This is a genomic window from Bradyrhizobium vignae (genome assembly GCF_004114425.1).
Taxonomy (GTDB): Bacteria; Pseudomonadota; Alphaproteobacteria; order Rhizobiales; family Xanthobacteraceae; genus Bradyrhizobium; species Bradyrhizobium vignae.
Genome location: NZ_RDQF01000029.1, coordinates 16,325 through 35,002, shown reverse-complemented (window position 1 = coordinate 35,002; position 18,678 = coordinate 16,325). Strand labels below are relative to the sequence as shown.

Sequence of the window (18,678 nt, the reverse complement as noted above, 5' to 3'; positions counted from 1 at the left end):
CGTGTTACAGTCAATGCTGACTGTCGAGGGAAGGCATGCCAAGACCTGCGAAGAACGGCGCTCTCGACGGAGCGGCCGAGACCACACGATCGCGGATTCTGAACGCCGCCGTGGATTGCCTGATCGACCTCGGCGTCGCCGGCACGACCACGCTCGCGGTACAGCATCGGGCGAGAGTCAGCCGCGGCGCCCTACTCCATCACTTTCCAACCCACGCCGCTCTGTTGGCCGCGAGCGTCGCCGAACTCGTCAGCCGGAACAAGAAGGCCGTCTCGCAGGGGCGCGCAGGCGCGGGGCCGGCTGACACTCTGGTTGCGGCCGTCGAAGCGCTTGCATTCGCCGCGCGCCAGCCAGCCTATCTCGCCGAGTTGGAGCTCTGGGCGGTGGCTCGCACGGATGCTGCCTTGAAACAGGCATTGACCACGGCAGAGCGCGGTGCCCGACACGATCTCGAGCGCGTTTATGTCCAGCTCTTCGGCGAGTGGACGGATTCCGAGGCCTATCACGACGTCATCGCGCTGACGCTCCATTTCATCAGAGGCCTCGCGATTTCCGAGAACCTTCGAACCTCTGCGGGACCACGCGAGCGACTTGTAGCGATGTGGGCCGACGCGATGCGAACCCTGCTCGAGGCCAAAAAGAAGAAACGACAGAAGTGAAAAACGGAGGACATGAACGCCGAATGTGACCGCCCGGGCCGCTTCCGCGGAGGCATCGACGTCAGGGCATTCATGGGATCATCGGGACCGGCACGGCCCTATTCGGCAGCCAGTGCCGGCTGCAGGTCCGGCTTCTCGCACGCAACATCGTGGATATCATCAAGCTCAGCGTGCGCTTTCAAAAGACCGGCAATGGGCCTCCGCTGCTCCTCATCCATACGATCCGGACGCCGCTCGAATGTTTTCGCGGCGCGCTCACTCTGCAACAGAAGGCCGTGCTTTCCGGTATCAAACCGATACGAAATCCCCCGTTTCCGCCGCGCGTTTGACCGCGTCGATCACTCTGAGGGTTTTCAGCCCTTCGCGCCCACTCACCACAGGCTCGGCCGTACCCCGGATCACCCCGCAGAAATTGGCAATCTGCAGGCCGAGCGGATCTTCCTTCTCGTACCGCAGCCGCTCGCGCTCGATCGGCGCCCACCAGCTGGCCTGGCTTGGGTGATGCCATAGATCGAGTTGCGGAATAGCCAGCGATGCCCTCGTGCCGCCGATCTGGTAACACGCCTCCTGCGTATGACTGTAGGCCGGGTTCTCATCGGCGGTGAATTCCCAGCTCCAAGGCGACTGGATGGTATCGGAGACATTGACCGTTCCCAAGGCGCCGGAGGCGAAGTGCAGGAGGATCACCGCTGTCTCTTCAACCGCATTTCCACGCAGCCGATTGGATTGGGCAGCTTGTACCGCCACGATATCCCCGCAGAGGTACCGCAGCAGGTCGACATCGTGGATGAGATTCAGGAAAACGGGCCCCGCTCCTTTCTGCCGGCGCCAAGCCACATCGAAATACTCGTCCGGCTTGATCAGCCAGAACATGCCATGCACCGACACGATCTCGCCGAGCCGGCCGCTGTCGATCTCCGCCTTGGCGCGTTGGATCATCGGATTGTGGCGGCGATGATGGCCGGTGAGCAGCGGCACGCCCGCCCCCTCGGCGGCCTCGACCAGGGCATGTGCAGCGAGGACGTCGTCTGCTAACGGCTTCTCGATGAGCGCCGGGATGCGAGCCGCGATACAATCCATGCCGTTGGCAACGTGCATCTGATTGGGGGTGGCGACAACCACCCCCTCCGGCCGATTTCCGGAAAGCAAGTCCTGAAACGACGGAAACCAGTCCACCTTCAGGGCAGCCGCCAACTCTCGTGCCGCCGGCGCCGGATCGACGATCGACGACAGCACCGCCTCCGGCCGCGCGAGAATGTGCTCGATATGCCGTTTGCCGATGAGGCCCGCTCCCATCACCGACAGGCGGACGGGTGCGTCCATCCGATGCTACCCCTTGTTCTCATCGAGCAGCTTGGCCACACGACGCAAGCCGAGCAGATAGCCCTGCGTGCCGAAGCCTGCGATGACCCCATCGGCTCGTTTGGAAACAAACGAATGGTGGCGGAATTCCTCGCGCTTGTGCACGTTGGAAATATGCACCTCGATCACCGTCCCCTCGAACGTGTTCAGAGCATCCAGGATGGCGACCGACGTATGGGTGAAAGCTGCGGGATTCATCACGATACCGGCAGCCGTCTCGCGCGCCTCGTGAATCCAATCGATGATCTCGTATTCCCTGTTGGATTGATGAAAGCGAATGTCCAGGCCGAGCTCCTTGCCCAGCGCTCGACAATCCCGCTCCACATCCGCAAGCGTCTCGTGGCCGTAGATGTGAGGCTGGCGCTTGCCGAGCAAATTGAGATTCGGCCCGTTGAGGACGTAGACAAGACGACTCATCGAAGAACTCCGTTCAGTGATGGGCGAGGATCTCGCCAAGGAACTGCTTGGTGCGGGCGTGCTGTGGTTCGCGGAAGAAAGCGTCGGGCGCGCCTTCTTCGATGATCTGCCCTTCTGCCATGAAGATGACCCGATCGGCAACCTGGCGAGCAAAGCCCATCTCGTGGGTGACGCAAATCATGGTCATGCCGTCGTTGGCGAGGCCGATCATGGTATCGAGCACCTCCTTGACCATCTCTGGGTCGAGAGCCGAGGTCGGTTCGTCAAACAGCATCACCTTGGGCTGCATGCAGAGTGCGCGCGCGATCGCGACGCGCTGTTGCTGACCTCCCGAAAGCTGAGCCGGATACTTCTCGGCCTGGTCACCGATGCGTACCCGCTCGAGGTATTTTCGCGCGGTCGCCTCCGCCTCGGTCCTGCCGATGCGGCGTGCGCGAATGGGCGCGAGTGTACAGTTCTGCAACACGGTCATATGCGGAAAAAGGTTGAAGCTCTGAAAGACCATGCCGACTTCCTGACGTACGACATCGATGGCCTTGATGCTGTCGTCGAGCCGATGTCCGTTTACAACAATACTGCCCTGCTGGATCGCCTCCAGGCGGTTGATACAGCGGATGAGCGTCGACTTGCCCGAACCGGACGGACCGCAGAGCACGATCTTTTCACCCCTGCGGACAGTGAGATCGACGTTGCGGAGAGCTTGATACCCGCCATACCACTTCTGAACGCCCTTCATTTCGATCAGGATCTGGTCTTGCATGCTGGTCTCCGCCGTCGGGCGACGGCCAACGCGGATCGCGCGTCGGCCGCTCGCAGGGGCTACTGGACTGTGAAGGGGACGCCGGGGATCGACTCCGGGAAGGTCGGCACGGGCGCCTTCATCCATTTGGAGTAGAAGCCGGCCAGCTTGCCGTTAGACTTGATCTGGTCGATGAACTTGTTGGCCGTCTCGTTCCACTCCTTCTCGCCCAGGCGGGTGCAGGCTCCGTTGTATAGTGCGGTGAAGTGAAGCTTGGGCTCGAATCCCAGTTCTGGCTTTGCGGCGTTCAGACGCTGCGGATAGAAGCTGTTCGCGCCGACGGCCTGCACCTGACCGGAGAGCAGCGCCTGGATCGTCGCCGCATCATCGTCAAACCTGCGGATTTCGGTGCCCGCTGGAGCGCTGTTGGTGACCTGGGTGTCCTGCGTCGATGACCTCGGAACGCCGATCACGTACTTGCCCATGTCGGCATTGCTGTTGATTGGCGTTGCCTGGGCAGCGACAAGCGTGATCTCGTTGGCGACATACGGCTTGGAATACTGCACCGCCTTCGCGCGCTCCGGCAGCATCGCCATGGTTGCGAACAGAATGTCGACGCGGCCTGTGGTCAGCGCCGGAATACGATTGGCCACGGCCAACGGGACGAACTCGGCCTTCACGCCGAGATATTCGGCGAACGCGCGCCCCATGTCGGCATCGATCCCATCCTGTTTTCCCGAGCTGTCGACATAGCCCCAGGGAGGATTGTCGCCCTGGATGCCGATGACGACGACGCCCTTCTTCTTCACGTCTTCCAGAGTGCCCGCCTGCGCTTTACCTGCGACGGTGACGGCCCCGAGCGTCAGCAGCGCGATGCCGAGCCGGCGGCGATTGAACCAAAATAACATCTGATGTTTCCTCCTCCTGGTGATGGCTGTGTTTGATTGGGCAGGTGCGCCGTTCCTACCTTTGATTGGCCAGTGCGAGCCTGGCCTCCATCCGACTGCCCCACCACGAAAGTGGCCAGCAGAGGATGAAATACATTGCGCCGACCACGCCGAAGACGAGCAACGGCTGGAAGGTCTGGTTCGAGACGATCTGACCGGCGCGGGCGAGTTCGATGAACCCGACGATGGCGGCGAGCGAAGTGCCCTTGATGAGCTGAACGAGATAACCGATCGTCGCCGGCAGCGAGATGCGGATCGCCTGCGGCAGCACGATGTCGCGCATGCGGGACGAATAGTGCAGTCCAAGCGCCATCGCCGCCTCGGTCTGGCCGCGCGGCACGGCCTGTATCGCACCGCGCCAGATCTCGCCGAGGAAGGCGGAGGCATTCACGGTGAAACCGATCGCCACCGCGGCGAAGGCGTCGAGCTTCAACCCGGTCAGCGCCAATCCGTAGTACACGACGAAAAGCTGCAGCAGCAGCGGGGTGCCCTGGAATATCCCGATGTAAATGCGGGTGATCCATTCCACGCTCCTATGACCACAGGTGCGCAGCAAGGCGACGGCCAGCCCCGCCGTGCAGCCGCCCGCAAACGCGACCAGCGTGAGCAGCACCGTCCATTGCAGCCCGCGCAGCAGGAAGCCGAACTCGGGAAGACCAAAATGCGGTGTCACGATCGCCCCCTCAGCGTGTCGGATATGAGAAGAAGCGGTGAGAGACGACCGCGAAGCCGAGCATCAACAGCCAGGAGATCGCGAGGTAGAGGAAGGTGACGAAGAAGTAGACCTCGAAGCTGCGGAACGTGTCGCTTTCGATGCGCTGCGCAACCGACGTCAATTCGTAGGCCGATACCGCCGAACAGATCGATGAGGTCAGCGTCAGCATGATGAACTGCCCCGTGAGCGAGGGATAGATCGCGCGAAGCGCAGGCTTGAGCACGATGAACCGGAATACCTGTCCTTTGTGCAGGCCGAGCGCGTAGCCGGCCTCCACCTGGCCCTTGTGAATGGATTGCACCCCGCCGCGAATGATCTCGATGGCGTAGGCGCCGCCATTGACACCGAGTGCGATAATGGCGGTGGCGGTCGGATTGAGCTTCAATCCGATCAGCGGCAGAGCGAAGAACAGAAAAAAGATCTGCACCAGGAAAGGCGTGTTGCGCACAGTCTCGACGAAGCCGATCACGAGAGCACGCAACCACGCAGCTTTCGAATCGCGCGCCGCGACACCCGCGACACCGATCATCATTGCGAGCGTCATCCCGGCAAGCGCCAGGCCCAGCGTACCCACGCATCCCCACAGCAGCGCGGGCATCGCGTGCCAAACCACCGAGAAATCGAGCGTGTAGCCCATCTTGCGTTTCCTCTCGGGCGTCGTCCGTGCCACTCGCCCATCGGCCGGGTGTCACCCTCCCAGGGATGCAAAAGTGGCGAAGAAGACGTCCGGATCAGGTGAGATGCCCGTGAACAGGCGGAATGCTTCGGTGCCCTGGAAGATCGCCATGCCACCGCCATCGACGGTGCGGCAACCGAGGGCACGCGCCGCGCGCAGCAGCGCGGTTTCCAGCGGGAAGTAGACGATCTCTGCGACCCACAGATCGGGACGCAGCAGGGCCGTCGGCAACGGCGTGCCCGGATATTTGTCCATGCCGATCGGCGTCGCGTTGACAATTCCGTCTGCGGCAGCCACGGCCGCAGCGACATCCTGGCCGGCCTCCAGGCGCCCATCTGCAAATTGAGGGGACAGGCCGTCAACCAGACTCTGCGCCTTGGCCAGGTCGACGTCTATGATAGTCAGTTCCCGCACGCCGAGCTTCATGAGCGCGAAAGCGACCGCCGAGCCTGCGCCGCCCGCGCCGAATTGGACGACCCGTCCGAGTGGTGCACCTTGCATGTTGCGGCGGAAGTTCTCGGCAAAGCCGAACCAGTCGGTGTTGTGGCCGGTCATGCGGCCACTCCTGAGGACCACGGTGTTCACGGCACCAAGCGCCTCTGCGTCAGGCGAAAGCTCATCCAAGAGTGGAATGATCGCCTGCTTGCAGGGATGGGTCACGTTCAACCCGTCAAAGCCCATTCGCCTTGCCGCCGTGAGCAACTCCGGCAATGTCTCCACGCCGAGCTTCAATTCGGCCAGATCAATCTTCTTGTAGATATAGCGGATGCCGGCGGCGTCAGCGGCCGCTTCGTGCATGGGCGGGGTGCGGGAGGCGGCGATGCCACTGCCGATCAGGCCGACGAGAAAGCTGGACTTCGGATGCATGCTCGGCATCGCCTTCAGCTCAATGGGACGGTCAGCTCGGCGATGACCTGAGCCGTGCTCGGTCGAACGCCGCGCCACCAGGCAAAAGCTTCCGCCGCCTGCTCGACCAGCATGCCGACACCGTCGGCCAGCTTGGTGACGCCTTCGGCGCGAGCCGCCCGCAGAAAGGGGGTCAGCCCTTTGCCGTAGGCGAGTTCGTACGCCAGCTCCGCACCGCGGAAGACATTGCCTGGAAGCGGCGGCATCTCACCTCGCAGGCTGGCCGACGTCGCATTGACGACGACGTCATAACCCTCGGCAAGATCGGCCAGTTCAGCATAGCCGCTGACGATCAGGGGGCCACAGCCGGCAAACTCTTCGGCCAATGCCACCGCTTTCGACAGTGTTCGGTTGACCAGAACCAGCTCGGACGGCTCCTGGCGCAGGAACGGCAGCAGCGCACCGCGTGCCGCTCCCCCAGCGCCGAGCATCAGGACGCGCCGCCCGGCCATTTTGACGCCGAGATTGGCGGTGATGTCACGCACCAGGCCGATCCCGTCGAAATTCTCGGCAATGATCCGATCGCCCTCGAACTTCAGGCAGTTTACGGCGCCTGCTCGTCTGGCGCTCTCTGAAAGCTCGTTTGCATAGGCGAAGGCATCGAGCTTGAACGGGGCGGTGATGTTCAGCCCCCTGGCGCCCTCGGTCCGGAATTGATCGACCCGTTCGCTGAAGCCATTGAGGGGACCCTCGATCGCCTCGTAAACAAGGTCCTGTCCTGTCATTCTGGCGAAAGTGCCATGGATGAGAGGTGATTTGCTGAAGCCGATCGGATTGCCTATCACCGCGTAACGATCGCTCATGGCTCACTCCTGCACGGCGGCTTCGTTGTACAGCACGCCATCGCGCACCATCGCCTCGACGAGCTCGGTCGACAGTCCCAGCGACTCTGCAATGCGGCGATTGTCCTGGCCGAGCAGTGGCGCCGGCGTGCGCACCGTGGTGTCGCAGCCGGAGAAGCGGAAGGGCAAGTTCGGCAACGTCACCTTGCCGAGCACCGGATGCTCCTGCTCGACCAGCATGCCACGCGCGTGGATCTGCGGATCCTTCACGACCTCTTCGATGGTCTGCACGGGAGCGGACGGCACACCTGCTTCCTCGAGTGCGGCAAGACAAGCATCCCGAGACGGCTGCGACAGCGTCCAGTCGCGCACGATCTCCATCGCTTCGGCATAATGGGCGTTGCGCGCGGCAGGCGTGGTGAAGCGTTCGTCGGACGACAACCTGCTTCCTCCGATCAGCGTCGCCAATCGCCGCCACGCATCATCGACCTGCGCGGCGATCACAAGATTGCCGTCCCTGGCCGGAAAGACTCCGTAGACGGTCGAATCCGGCTGACCGTTGCCGGTCTGCTTCGGCAGGTCGGTGCCGCCGGAGAGAAAGTAGCGCTGCACCGCATAGTCGTGCATCGACACCATGCAGTCGTACAGCGCGAGATCGATATGCTGGCCGCGCCCGGACGACGTGCGGCCGACCAGCGCCGCATTGATGGCAGCCACACCGTGGATGCCGGTGTACATGTCGGCCAGTGGCATCCGCAGCAGCGGTGGCGCTTCGCCGGGGGAGCCCAGTTGCGCCAGGGCGCCCGACATCGCCTCCGCGATCAGGCCGAAGCCCGGACGGTCGGCATAGGGACCGGTATGGCCATAGGCGGAGACGGAGCAGTAGATCAGTGTGGGATTCCGCGCCGACAGCGCCTTGTAGCCGAGCCCGAGGCGCTCGAGTGCGCCGGGGCGGTAGTTCTCGATGAAGACATCGGCCGTGTCGATGAGCTTCATCATCATGTCGAGGCCACGCGTGTCGCGCAGATCGATGCACAATCCCTGCTTTCCCATGTTCTGCTGCAGGAAGTAGCCGGATTGTCCGTCCTTGAAATAGCCGTGGGCGCGGCCCGCATCGCCTGCCTTCGGACGCTCCACCTTGATGACTTCCGCGCCCATCGCGGCGAGGCAGCGGCCCATGAACGGGCCTGCCAGGAAATGGCTGTAGTCGATGACGCGAATGCCCTTGAGCGGCAGATCTTGCGCGGTCATGCCTGTTCTCCTTTGGCACTGGTCTTCGGGCGCATCGGAATCATCAGCCGATGCTCACCGAGCTGCACCACCTCGCCGCGCTGATTGATCAGCTCCGAGGGCAACACTACGATGCCCCACCCATCACGCTTGGTGGTGCGCATCGAGCCGACGCGAAACTTCACGTGCACGGTGTCGCCGAGCTTGATCGGCAGCTTGAAATCCCACGTCCAGCCCAGCGACATTCCCGGAAAGAAGCGATAGTCGGCGCGGGTCTTCAAACCGTCGGCCAGCGACAGGCCAAACAGTCCATGCGCGACGCGCGTGCCGAATGGTGTGGTTTTGGCGTATTCCTCGTCGACATGGACCGGCGTGAAATCACCCGTCAGTTCGGCATAGGCATTCACCATCGCCTCGGTGACCGTCACCGAAGGGGTGACGCATTCGTCGCCGACCCTGGCATCTTCCCAGTAGCGCTCATCGGTCATCGCGTCTTCCTCTAGGCACGGGGATTGATCGCCAGGGCGGCTTCCACGGCGCCTGCGCTGGCTTGCAAGATTTCGACGTTCAGCCCGCCCGGCAGTTCGAGCCAGTTGGGCCCAGCGGGCAACGCCCTGGCGCCCCACGCGGCCGCACGAGCGAGCACACCTTCGTAATCGTCGACCATGATGCCGAGATGGGCGAGACGCCCTTCCGGACCGGTAAAATTCGGATCCTCGATGAGTTGCACGCTTCCGAGCACCCACACCTGACGCGGGCGTGAACCCTCGGCGGGTTGCTCGTCGCGAATGGCAAGACCAAGCACCTCACGAAAGAAATCGACGTGATGATCGACGTCAGGCACGCGGATCGCGACGTGTTCGACATAAGCGCGGGGCAACGACATTGTCTCAGGCCTTTCCTGGATAATCGCTGCGGGCGTATTCGAGCCCTTTGACCAACGCGACGAGTGTGGAATTGACGGGGGTCGGCACATTGAGCTTGGCGCCCCAACGCACGACGGAGCCGTGGATGTAATCGATCTCGGTCAGATTGCCGGACTGCAAGCTCTGCAACATGGACGTCTTGAACTCGGGCGGTAGACCAGCGGATGCCATCGTCCAGGCACGGCGCGGATCGGCAATCGAGATCTTCACGCCGGCAGCTTGTGCGACCGCGATGCTCTCCGAGATTGCGGCCAAAGCGCAATCTTCCAGGACCGGTAGCGAATAGAGACCACCATAAGTCAGCCCGGTAACGGCGGTAATTCCTCCTCCGGCGACGTTGATGAACAACTTGTCCCACATCGTGCCCAAGATGTTGTCGCTGAGCAGCGTGAGAATGCCGGCACGATTGAAAGTCTCGGAAATTCGCTGTGCGCGCTCGGTCAAGCGTCCATCGAGTTCGCCGATGATGGTTTCCTTGCCGATGACTCCGGAGCGAACATGGCCGGGACCAAGCAGCACGCCGCCAACGTAGGTCTTGCCTGCCATGACGCGGTCACGACCAACCTCCTCCGAAAGGATGTCCTCGTGACCAAGACCGTTTTGAAGCGACATCACGACCGTCTGCGGCCCGATGATCGGCGTGGCCGCCCGGATCGCATCCCGCGTGTGGTAGGATTTGACCAGAACGATGACGAGGTCCGCCACGATGCCGACCTGGTTCGCGGAGGTGCAGGCCGAGACCCTCACAACGGTCTCGGCGTCACCTTCGAGCATCCGTAGGCCGCCCGCATTGATCGCGTCGACATGAGCCTGAAACGGATCGATCAGCCAAACCTCGGCCCCACCGCGCGCCAGCGTCCCACCGATGGTCGAGCCCAAGGCTCCCGCTCCGATAAAGCAGATCCTCATCCGAACGCTTCTCCCTCGCCCGTTTTGGCGTTGGAGGCGTACTAGCAGGCCACCCTGTATCTGGATATGCTATGACTCTTATATCCATTATTGCGGATCGCAATGAAGCACCGGGACCTCTCCGAGACGAACTTTTTGGAGCCGCGCCTGCTCCGGCTCTTCGACGCATTGTTCTCCACGGGCAGCGTCACCAAAGCAGCCGAGAAACTCGGTCAAAGTCAGCCGACCATTTCGATCTGGCTGGCGCGCTTGCGAAAAGAACTGGACGACCCGCTCTTCATTCGGTCGGCTGAGGGAATGCTGCCGACTCCGCGCGCCGAGGCTCTCATCGGCACGGCCAGGCAGGCGTTGGAGATGCTGCGGCGTCTGGCGGAGCTTCGTCCTGAGTTCGATCCGGCGACTGCAAAGCGCCGCTTCATCATCTGCATGACGGATGCGAGCCACATCACGCTGCTTCCGGCCATCCTCGCCTACGTTCGTCGCGTTGCTCCGGGCATCCGCATCGAGGCGGCGCAGATCGGCAGTGATACGCCACGAATGCTGCAGTCTGGCGAGGCCGATCTGGCGCTCGGCTACATCTCGGACCTCGACGCCGGGCACTTCCAACAGGCACTCTTTCCGCAGGACTGGGTCTGCCTGGCAAACGCAAAACATGCCCGGATCCACGAGCGCATCACGGCAAGGGATTTCCGGCGAGAGGCGCACGTCCTCATTCGCTCCGGCACCGGACATCAATTGCTCGCGGATGCGCTACGGGAGCAGCGGATAGTCCCTGACGTTGCGCTCGAGCTACCGGGCTTTTTGGGGTTGCCCGCAATCATCGGGACGACCGACCTGATCGCCACTCTTCCAAGGCACATCGGCGAAACGCTGGCTCACTACTACGGACTGCGCGTGCTCGACTGCCCGCTGGCGATCGCCGGCTTCACGGTGAAGCAATATTGGCACGCCCGCTTTCATCACGACCCGGCAAGCCAATGGTTGCGTGACGTATGCGGGGAGCTTTTTCAACAGCAGGAAGTGCGGGGTCTGCATCGTACCGGCCGGCCAAGGCAACGAAGGCCGCGCGATTTGCAATCGTAACGGTCCCTGGTAGCGCGGCAGCGACCGCCCCGCCACCGATCACGGCTCATTTCGAGGCGCCTTCGGTGCAACGCTCCGCCGCTCTGATGATAGCGAGTCGATCAGCCAAGCGCGCAGCACCGCAAGACCTGGATCGTCCTTGCGGAAGGCGCGATAGAGCAGATACCAGGCACGCTTCTTCGGTACCGTGACCGAGAACGGCGCAACCAGCCGGCCTTTGGCGAGATCTTCTTCGACGTAGGGTCGCAGGCCGATCGCGACGCCAATGCCGTCGACCGCGGCCTGCAGCGCCATCGTGTAATTGCCGAAGGTCGGCCCGACCCCCTTTCCGCGCGGCTTCACCCCGGCGGCGGCGAGCCAGAGATCCCAATCCTCCGGCGAGTGCGCCACCTGCAGCATATCCTGCCGGGTCAACTTTGATGGATGCGGGATCCGTTGGGCGACCGCCTTGGTGCAGACCGGAAACAGATCGGTCGCGAACAGAAGCTCGGCCTCGTAGCCGGGCCAGTGACCGTCGCCGAGCAGGATGCCGCAGGTCCAGTCATCGCGGAACGGATTCAGCGCGCCTCCTGTCGAGAGGCGGACATCGATTTCCGGATGCTGCTCGTAGAAGCCGCGCAGCCGCGGGATCAGCCAGCGCACCGCAAAGGTCGGACCCACGCCGAGCGTCAGCACCGGCGTCGTCCGCATCAGGCTGACCTGTTCGGCGAGACCTGCGATCGCATCGAAGGCCGAGGTGAGTCCAGGCTGCAGCGCCCGGCCCTGTGCGGTGAGATCGAGGCCGTTCGGCCGGCGCTCGAACAGCTGGAATCCAAAACGCTCCTCCAGCAACCGCACCATGCGGCTGATCGCGGCCTGCGTGACGTTCAGCTCGTCGGCGGCAGCGACAAAGCTGCCATGGCGCGCGGCGGCCTCGAAGGCGCGCAGGCCGTTCAGCGATGGCAGGCGGCGGATCGGCATAGACTTAGTTTTCCTTAGCCTATGGCCCAGTTAAAGCCGTTTGCGAGAGGGCTGTCAAATCCGTGATGAAGGGGCAACCGAAATCTGGGGGTTGCCATGATCACCCTACCCTTCGCCGTCGCGCTTGCCGCCTCCGTGCTCTCCACCTCTTTCATCTCGGGGGTGTTCGGCATGGCCGGCGGCATAATCCTGATGGGCTTGCTGCTGTCATTCATGGGGCTGGTGCCTGCGATGGTGCTGCACGGCCTCTCCCAGATCGCGGCCAATCTGGCGCGGGCCTGGAGCTGGCGGCAGCACATCGTGCGGCCGGTGGTATTGCGCTACACCATTGGCGCACTGATCGCGAGCCTCATCGTGGTTTCCGGCGTGGTCGCCCCCAGCAAGCCACTAGCCTTAATTTTGATTGGCCTCGTCTCATTCGCCGGGCTCCATCTGCCGCATCGCCTGACGCCCACCGTGATGGTGCCCAGCCAGGCCGTCGGCTGCGGCACGTTGTGCACCGCCCTGCAACTGATTGCCGGCGTGTCCGGGCCGATCCTCGACGTGTTCTTCGCCAAGACCGAGCTCGGCCGCAAGGAGATCATCGCGACCAAGGCCGCGATCCAGTCGATTGGGCACGTGCTGAAGCTGATCTATTTCGGCCGGCTGCTGCTGATCGAGGGCGGCGCAATCTCGCCGACGGCCGTGCTGCTTGCCACCGCCGCGGCGGTGCTCGGTACGCTGCTGTCGCGGTCCCTGCTCGACGCCCTGAGCGACGCCACCTTCGCGCGGTGGTCGCGGTGGCTGATCGCGGCGATTGCGGCCATCAGCCTTGCCCAGGGCCTCGTCCTCACGTTCGAAGGTATTGGATGAGCACTCGCCCTGAAAGTTCGGCACCAAAGCGCCGCACAAGGAGATTCATCGTGTCTGAGATGTCCACGCAATTTTCCGAGATCGGCGCCATGCCCAACCCTGGTCGCGCGGCTCGGCGCGGTCTTGAACTATCGCATATTTCACGGAATGTGCTCAACGTCTCATCTCTGCACGACATTACGTCGCGTGCCCGCACCACTCTCGAGAAGATCGGCCATCATTTCGATCTGCTCGGCATCGTCCCACTTCACGTGGGGAGCGAACACAAAGCGTGTCAGGAAGTAGCCAATGTGGAAGCAATGCACGGCGCGGGCGAGCACCTCGACGTCTACGTCCTTGCGGATAGCGCCCTCCCCCTTGAGCTCGGTGAGGCTCTCCAGCATCGGCTGCCAGATATACTGCCGCCATACGCGCTCCATGACGTCGCGCAGCTCCTCGTTCTGAACGAGTTCGAGCAGCACAGTGCGGGCAAGCTGCGGATTGCGCGAGACGGTAGCGAGCCGGTCAGTCGCGAGCGCCACGTACCAGCCGCGGAAGCCGGCATCCCTTCCCTTCTCCCGCAACAGCGCCTTGAAGGATTCCCAGTTCTGCACCAGCCCGATCCTGAGCAGCAGCGGAAAGAACACCCGCCTCACCAGATCCTTCTTGGTCGGGAAGTAGCGAAACAGCGTCTTCTCCGTGACATTGGCTTGTTTTGCGATCTGCGCCGTGGTGGCGCCGTCGATACCCTGCTTGCCGAACAACTCGACAGCTGCGTCGATGATCGCTTTCTCCTTCTCGGTTTTCGGCGTGGAGAATTTTTCGGCTTCCTGCTCGACGTCGCGCAGCGACGGACGCGCCTTCCTTGCCATGATTTTGAGAACCTCTGCTTTTCTCGCTTGAGTATAGTGTTCACTATCTTGTGTATAGTGATCACTTTACTCGATTGGTATAGTGTGCACTATACTTTTCATCGATGCAGCGCAAGCCCGCAATCACTCCCATCACCCCTTCGTTAACGGACGGAACACCCCATGATCACGCTCACGCTTTTGATGTTCGCAACCAGGCAAATCCGCAGCCTTCTGAGCTGGGTTCGGAGTTGCGCAGAAAGCCTTACAGCCTACCATGATCGCCGCGAGGCGGTCAGGATTCTCGGCGGACTCGATGATCACATGCTGAGGGATATCGGCCTGTCGCGCGACCAGACTGGGCGGGCGGCACGCGATCGCGTCCCGGCGGAGCTCGGAGATGCGGCCGTAAGGCATCCCCGGAGCTTTTGCTGATCACGCCCGACTGTCTCGTTACATCTTTAGGAGAACTCCAATGTCGCTTCGTCGACAAACGCTGTTGCTTGCCTGCATGCTGCCGCTCGCGGCATGCAACGATACCGCGCCAAACGCGCCGGAAGTAAGGGCCGTTCGCACCGTCGTGATCGATCCCAAGCCGCTCGATGACGACCGCCGGTCCGTCGGCGAAATCAAGCCGCGTTATGAGAGCGAGCTCGGCTTCCGCGTGGCCGGCAAGATGGTGGCGCGCAGCGTCGATGTCGGCGCGGCCGTCAGAAAGGGCGATGTCCTGGCGCGGCTCGAAGAACAGGATTACCACAACAAGCTAAAGTCGGCGGAGGCGGACCTCGCGGCGGCCGAAGCGGTCCTGGTGGAGGCACAGAGCACGGAGGAGCGGCAACGGCAGCTCCTTACCACCGGCACCACCACGCGCGCACTGTACGATTCGGCGCTGAAGAACTTCCGTTCCGCCGAGGCCAGGAGGGATCAGGCGCTGACCTCCGTCGAGCTGGCCCGGGACCAGCTCGCCTATACCGAACTGCACGCCGAATTTGACGGCGTCGTCACCGCCGTTGGCGCCGAAGCCGGCCAGGTCGTGAACAGTGGACACATGATCGTGCGCGTGGCGCGGCCCAGCGACAAGGATGCGGTCTTCGCAGTGGCCGAAGCCGCCTTTCGGCTCGGCAGCGAACGGCGCGAGCCCAGCCGGGTCGTGGTTCTGCTGCTGAGCAACGCCGCAGTGACGGCCGAAGGTGTGGTGCGCGAGATTTCTCCGATCGCCGATCCCGCCACGCGCACCTATCAGGTCAAGGTGACGCTTGCAGACGCGCCGGAGCAGATGCGCTTCGGCGGCAGTGTGGTCGGCCGGATCAAGGCCTCGACCACGCCGGTCGTCGTGCTGCCAGGCAGCGCGCTGTTCGACAAGAATGGGACGCCGGCGGTGTGGATCGTCGATCCCGTGGGTCAATCGGTGCAGCTCAAGACGGTGAGCGTCGAACGCTATGAGACCGACCGGGTCATTCTCAAGGAGGGGCTGAACAAGGGTGACATCGTCGTGACTGCCGGCGTCAGCCGCCTTCGCGATGGCCAGAAGGTTCGTCTTGCTGGGGGAGACGCGTGATGGAGGGCTTCAATCTTTCCGACTGGGCACTGCGCCACAAGAGCTTCGTCATTTACCTGATGTTCGTCGCCGCGGTCGCCGGTCTGTGGGCTTATGGCAAGCTCGGGCGCGAGGAAGACCCTCCCTTCACGATCAAGACCATGGTGGTGAAGACGCTATGGCCGGGCGCCACCACCACCGAGACGCTGGAGCAGGTCACCGACCGGATCGAAAAGAAGCTTGAGGAAGTCCCCAACCTCGACTTCGTACGCAGCTACACCAAGCCCGGCGAATCCGTGGTGTTCGTCAATCTGAAGGACACGGTGAGCGGCCAGGCCGTGCAGCCGCTTTGGTACCAGGTTCGCAAGAAGATCGACGACATCAGGGCTACCCTTCCCTCCGGCATCGCAGGTCCATTCTTCAACGACGAGTTCGGCGACACTTATGCGCTGATCTTCGCGCTGACCTCGGACGGATTCAGCCATCGCGAGTTGCATGATATCGCCAATCGGTTGCGCGCGGACCTCCTGCGGGTGCGCGACGTCGCCAAGGTCGAGCTCGTCGGCGTGCAGGACGAGAAGATCTATCTGGAATTCTCCACCCAGCAGATCGCGGCGCTCGGGCTCGATTCAAATTCGCTGGTGCAGGCCCTGCAGACCCAGAACGCGTTGGTACCAAGCGGCACGGTTGATGCGGGGCCGGAGCGGATCGCCGTACGCGTCTCCGGCAGCTTCACCTCTGAGGAGGCCCTCAAGGAGATCAATTTCCGCTTCCAAGATCGGTTTTTCCGCCTGACCGACATCGCCACAGTCCGGCGCGACTATGCCGAGCCCGCGCAACCCATGTTCCGCTTCGACGGCCAGCCTGCGATCGGGCTCGCCATCTCGATGGCCGCGGGAGGCGACGTGCTGGCGCTGGGGCATAACGTCAAGGAGCGCGCCGCGGAGCTTGCGCGCGACCTGCCTGTCGGCGTCGACCTGCATCTGGTCGCCGACCAACCGGCGATTGTGCATGAGGCGGTCGGCGAGTTCACCGAGAGTCTGATGGAAGCGATCGCGATCGTGCTTGCGGTGAGCTTCCTCGCGCTCGGCTGGCGGCCGGGTATCGTGGTCGCGATCGCGATCCCGCTGGTGCTTGCCATCACCTTCGTTGCGATGAAGTTCGCCGGAATCTCGCTGCAGCGGATTTCGCTCGGCGCGTTGATCATCGCGCTCGGCCTGCTCGTCGACGACGCCATGATCGCGGTCGAGATGATGATCACCAAGATGGAGGAAGGCCACGACAAGATAAAGGCCGCCACCTTCACCTATACGTCCACGGCCTTCCCGATGCTGACGGGAACGCTGGTGACCATCGTCGGCTTCGTGCCGGTCGGCTTCGCGCAAAGCGGCGCCGGTGAATATTGCTTCTCGCTGTTCGCCGTCGTCGGCATCGCGCTGCTCGTCTCCTGGCTGGTGGCGGTGCTGTTCACGCCATTGACGGGTGTCGCCATCCTGCCGGACAAGCTCGCGGGACACGGCCAGCACGGCGCATCGTGGTTCTCGCAGCAGTTCCGCGCCGCGCTCGACCTCGCGCTGCGCCACAAGTGGGTCGTGCTGGGTGCGGCGGCTATTCTCTTCGTATGCTCGGTCGGCGCCATGCGGTTCGTTCCGCAGCAATTCTTCCCGAAGTCGGACCGTGCCGAACTGCTGGTCGACCTGACCTTGCCGCATGGCGCCTCGCTGGAGGCGACCCAGAAGGTTGCGGCCCGGGTTGAAGATCTGCTCAAGGCCGATCCCGACGTCGAGCGCTGGAGCTTTTACGTCGGTCAGGGCGCGATCCGCTTCTATCTGCCGCTCGACCAGCAGTTGGCCAATGATCATTTCGCGCAGGCGGTCGTGGTGACCAAGGGAGCGAAGGTACGGGGCAACGTCGTGGCACGCCTCGAAAAGGCGTTCGCGACCGACTTCGACGCGCTGATGGCGCGCGTGACCGCGCTCGAACTCGGCCCGCCCGTGGGCTGGCCGCTGAAGTTTCGCGTCAGCGGTCCGGATCCGGACAAGACGCGGGAGCTGGCGCAGTCTTTTGCGCAGGTGCTCGGCAAGAACCCGAACACGCGCAACATCAACTACGACTGGAACGAGAATGCCAAGGTCATCAAGGTCGATGTCGACCAGGACCGCGCGCGGGCGCTCGGCATCAGCTCGCAGCAACTGTCGAACAACATCAATGCGGTGCTCTCGGGAACGCGGATCACGCAGTTGCGCGACAGCGTCTACCTGATCGACATCGTCGCCCGCGCCGTGCCTGAGGAACGCGCCAAGCTCGAAACGTTACGCAATCTCATGATCGGCGCGCCGGGCGGACGCCATGTTCCGCTGGAGCAGATCGCGACCCTCTCCTATCAGCTCGAACCGCCCCTGATCTGGCGGCGCCAGCGGTTGCCGACCGTCACCGTGCAGGCCGAGGTCGCGCCGGGCATCGAGGCCGCCGCCGTCGCCAGCCAGCTTGCGCCGGCAATCGAGCAATTCCGCACCCGGTTGCCCGCCGGCTACAAGGTGGCGCTCGGCGGCGTGATCGAGGACAGCGCGAAGGCACGGGCGAGCATTGCCGTCGCTGTGCCGCTGATGCTGTTCCTGATGGCAACCATCCTGATGGTGCAACTGATGAGCATCCAGCGCCTCGTGCTGGTGTTCCTCACCGCGCCGCTGGCGTTGATTGGAGTGGCCGGCGCATTGCTGATCTCGCGGGCGCCGCTGGGTTTCGTGGCGATCCTCGGCATCATTTCGCTGATCGGGATGGTGATCCGCAATTCGGTGATCCTGATTTCACAGATCGACCAGCATATCGCCGACGGCGAGCATCCCTGGTCCGCCGTCATCAGCGCCACGGAACACCGCCTGCGGCCAATCCTGCTCACGGCGGCCGCGGCCATCCTCGGCATGATCCCGATCGCGCCGACGGTGTTCTGGGGCCCGATGGCCTATGCCGTGATGGGCGGCCTCGTGGTGGCGACCCTGCTTACGCTGGTTTACCTGCCGGCGCTTTATGTCGCCTGGTTCAGGATCGAGCCGCAGCGGGACGAAGCCGCCCCGGCGAAGCGTGCCGAGCTCGCACTGGCAACGTCATGAAAAACAACGCAACAGATGCCGGAGACCATCATGAACAA

Annotated in this window: 20 protein-coding genes; 6 read left to right on the top strand and 14 right to left on the bottom strand. The window is 63.0% G+C overall.

The window, feature by feature from the left end; translation table 11 throughout:
* The first annotated feature begins 35 nt into the window (after positions 1-35).
* Positions 36-659 carry a TetR/AcrR family transcriptional regulator gene (locus EAV90_RS23235; RefSeq protein WP_129144786.1) on the top strand — a complete coding sequence of 208 codons (624 nt, stop codon included), beginning with the start codon at positions 36-38 and terminating at the stop codon, positions 657-659.
* 288 nt (positions 660-947) lie between these two features.
* Here EAV90_RS23235 and EAV90_RS23230 read toward each other — a convergent pair whose 3' ends face one another.
* From EAV90_RS23230 to EAV90_RS23175, 12 genes are read right to left on the bottom strand one after another with little or no spacing between them, the layout of a single operon-like run.
* Positions 948-1,982, bottom strand: a complete 1,035-nt coding sequence (locus tag EAV90_RS23230; protein WP_129144785.1) for a Gfo/Idh/MocA family protein — start codon at positions 1,980-1,982, stop codon at positions 948-950.
* Between the two features lie 6 nt (positions 1,983-1,988).
* Positions 1,989-2,438 (bottom strand): type II 3-dehydroquinate dehydratase, encoded by a 450-nt coding sequence (gene aroQ, locus EAV90_RS23225; RefSeq protein WP_122404463.1) that lies wholly within the window; start codon positions 2,436-2,438, stop codon positions 1,989-1,991.
* A 13-nt stretch (positions 2,439-2,451) separates the two neighbouring features.
* On the bottom strand, positions 2,452-3,198 hold the full coding sequence (locus tag EAV90_RS23220) for an amino acid ABC transporter ATP-binding protein (protein ID WP_129144784.1): 747 nt from the start codon (positions 3,196-3,198) through the stop codon (positions 2,452-2,454).
* Positions 3,199-3,257: 59 nt separating this feature from the next.
* A complete protein-coding gene (locus tag EAV90_RS23215; RefSeq protein WP_129144783.1) occupies positions 3,258-4,085 on the bottom strand; it encodes a transporter substrate-binding domain-containing protein in 828 nt (275 codons plus the stop codon).
* 55 nt (positions 4,086-4,140) lie between these two features.
* On the bottom strand, positions 4,141-4,797 hold the full coding sequence (locus tag EAV90_RS23210; RefSeq protein WP_122404466.1) for an amino acid ABC transporter permease: 657 nt from the start codon (positions 4,795-4,797) through the stop codon (positions 4,141-4,143).
* Between the two features lie 10 nt (positions 4,798-4,807).
* Positions 4,808-5,476, bottom strand: a complete 669-nt coding sequence (locus EAV90_RS23205) for an amino acid ABC transporter permease (RefSeq protein ID WP_122404467.1) — start codon at positions 5,474-5,476, stop codon at positions 4,808-4,810.
* A gap of 51 nt (positions 5,477-5,527) precedes the next feature.
* Positions 5,528-6,382: a shikimate dehydrogenase gene (locus tag EAV90_RS23200; protein ID WP_122406779.1), complete on the bottom strand. Its 855-nt coding sequence runs from the start codon at positions 6,380-6,382 to the stop codon at positions 5,528-5,530.
* Between the two features lie 14 nt (positions 6,383-6,396).
* A complete protein-coding gene (gene aroE, locus EAV90_RS23195; RefSeq protein ID WP_129144782.1) occupies positions 6,397-7,224 on the bottom strand; it encodes a shikimate dehydrogenase in 828 nt (275 codons plus the stop codon).
* A 3-nt stretch (positions 7,225-7,227) separates the two neighbouring features.
* Entirely contained in the window at positions 7,228-8,454 is a 1,227-nt protein-coding gene (locus EAV90_RS23190; protein WP_129144781.1) for a CaiB/BaiF CoA transferase family protein, read from the bottom strand.
* Positions 8,451-8,921 (bottom strand): MaoC family dehydratase, encoded by a 471-nt coding sequence (locus tag EAV90_RS23185; RefSeq protein WP_129144780.1) that lies wholly within the window; start codon positions 8,919-8,921, stop codon positions 8,451-8,453. Before EAV90_RS23185 ends, EAV90_RS23190 begins: the two co-directional genes overlap by 4 nt.
* Positions 8,922-8,932: 11 nt before the next feature.
* Positions 8,933-9,319 (bottom strand): VOC family protein, encoded by a 387-nt coding sequence (locus EAV90_RS23180; protein ID WP_129144779.1) that lies wholly within the window; start codon positions 9,317-9,319, stop codon positions 8,933-8,935.
* A 4-nt stretch (positions 9,320-9,323) separates the two neighbouring features.
* The gene (locus EAV90_RS23175) at positions 9,324-10,268 is read right to left on the bottom strand and encodes a ketopantoate reductase family protein (RefSeq protein ID WP_122404472.1); all 945 of its coding nucleotides are present in this window, start codon (positions 10,266-10,268) and stop codon (positions 9,324-9,326) included.
* A gap of 102 nt (positions 10,269-10,370) precedes the next feature.
* On the opposite strand from EAV90_RS23175, the gene EAV90_RS23170 reads away from it, so the two are divergent.
* The gene (locus EAV90_RS23170; RefSeq protein ID WP_129144778.1) at positions 10,371-11,351 is read left to right on the top strand and encodes a LysR family transcriptional regulator; all 981 of its coding nucleotides are present in this window, start codon (positions 10,371-10,373) and stop codon (positions 11,349-11,351) included.
* Between the two features lie 39 nt (positions 11,352-11,390).
* Here the strand turns inward: EAV90_RS23170 and EAV90_RS23165 are convergent, their stop codons facing one another.
* On the bottom strand, positions 11,391-12,311 hold the full coding sequence (locus tag EAV90_RS23165; protein ID WP_244607698.1) for a LysR substrate-binding domain-containing protein: 921 nt from the start codon (positions 12,309-12,311) through the stop codon (positions 11,391-11,393).
* Positions 12,312-12,407: 96 nt separating this feature from the next.
* Between EAV90_RS23165 and EAV90_RS23160 the strand changes: the two genes are divergently transcribed.
* Complete coding sequence (locus tag EAV90_RS23160; RefSeq protein WP_129144777.1) at positions 12,408-13,163, top strand: TSUP family transporter; 756 nt, start codon at positions 12,408-12,410, stop codon at positions 13,161-13,163.
* A gap of 161 nt (positions 13,164-13,324) precedes the next feature.
* On the opposite strand, the gene EAV90_RS23155 is transcribed toward EAV90_RS23160, so the two are convergent.
* On the bottom strand, positions 13,325-14,014 hold the full coding sequence (locus EAV90_RS23155; RefSeq protein ID WP_122404475.1) for a TetR/AcrR family transcriptional regulator: 690 nt from the start codon (positions 14,012-14,014) through the stop codon (positions 13,325-13,327).
* Between the two features lie 162 nt (positions 14,015-14,176).
* Here EAV90_RS23155 and EAV90_RS41290 point away from each other — a divergent pair, with 162 nt between their 5' ends.
* The 3 genes from EAV90_RS41290 to EAV90_RS23140 all read left to right on the top strand — a co-directional run bounded on the left by EAV90_RS41290 (position 14,177) and on the right by EAV90_RS23140 (position 18,640).
* A complete protein-coding gene (locus EAV90_RS41290) occupies positions 14,177-14,428 on the top strand; it encodes a DUF1127 domain-containing protein (protein ID WP_430644743.1) in 252 nt (83 codons plus the stop codon).
* A gap of 76 nt (positions 14,429-14,504) precedes the next feature.
* Positions 14,505-15,551 (top strand): efflux RND transporter periplasmic adaptor subunit, encoded by a 1,047-nt coding sequence (locus EAV90_RS23145; protein ID WP_245509589.1) that lies wholly within the window; start codon positions 14,505-14,507, stop codon positions 15,549-15,551.
* The gene (locus tag EAV90_RS23140) at positions 15,551-18,640 is read left to right on the top strand and encodes an efflux RND transporter permease subunit (protein WP_129144775.1); all 3,090 of its coding nucleotides are present in this window, start codon (positions 15,551-15,553) and stop codon (positions 18,638-18,640) included. The genes EAV90_RS23145 and EAV90_RS23140 overlap by 1 nt, the downstream gene beginning before the upstream one ends.
* The last annotated feature ends 38 nt before the right edge of the window (positions 18,641-18,678 follow it).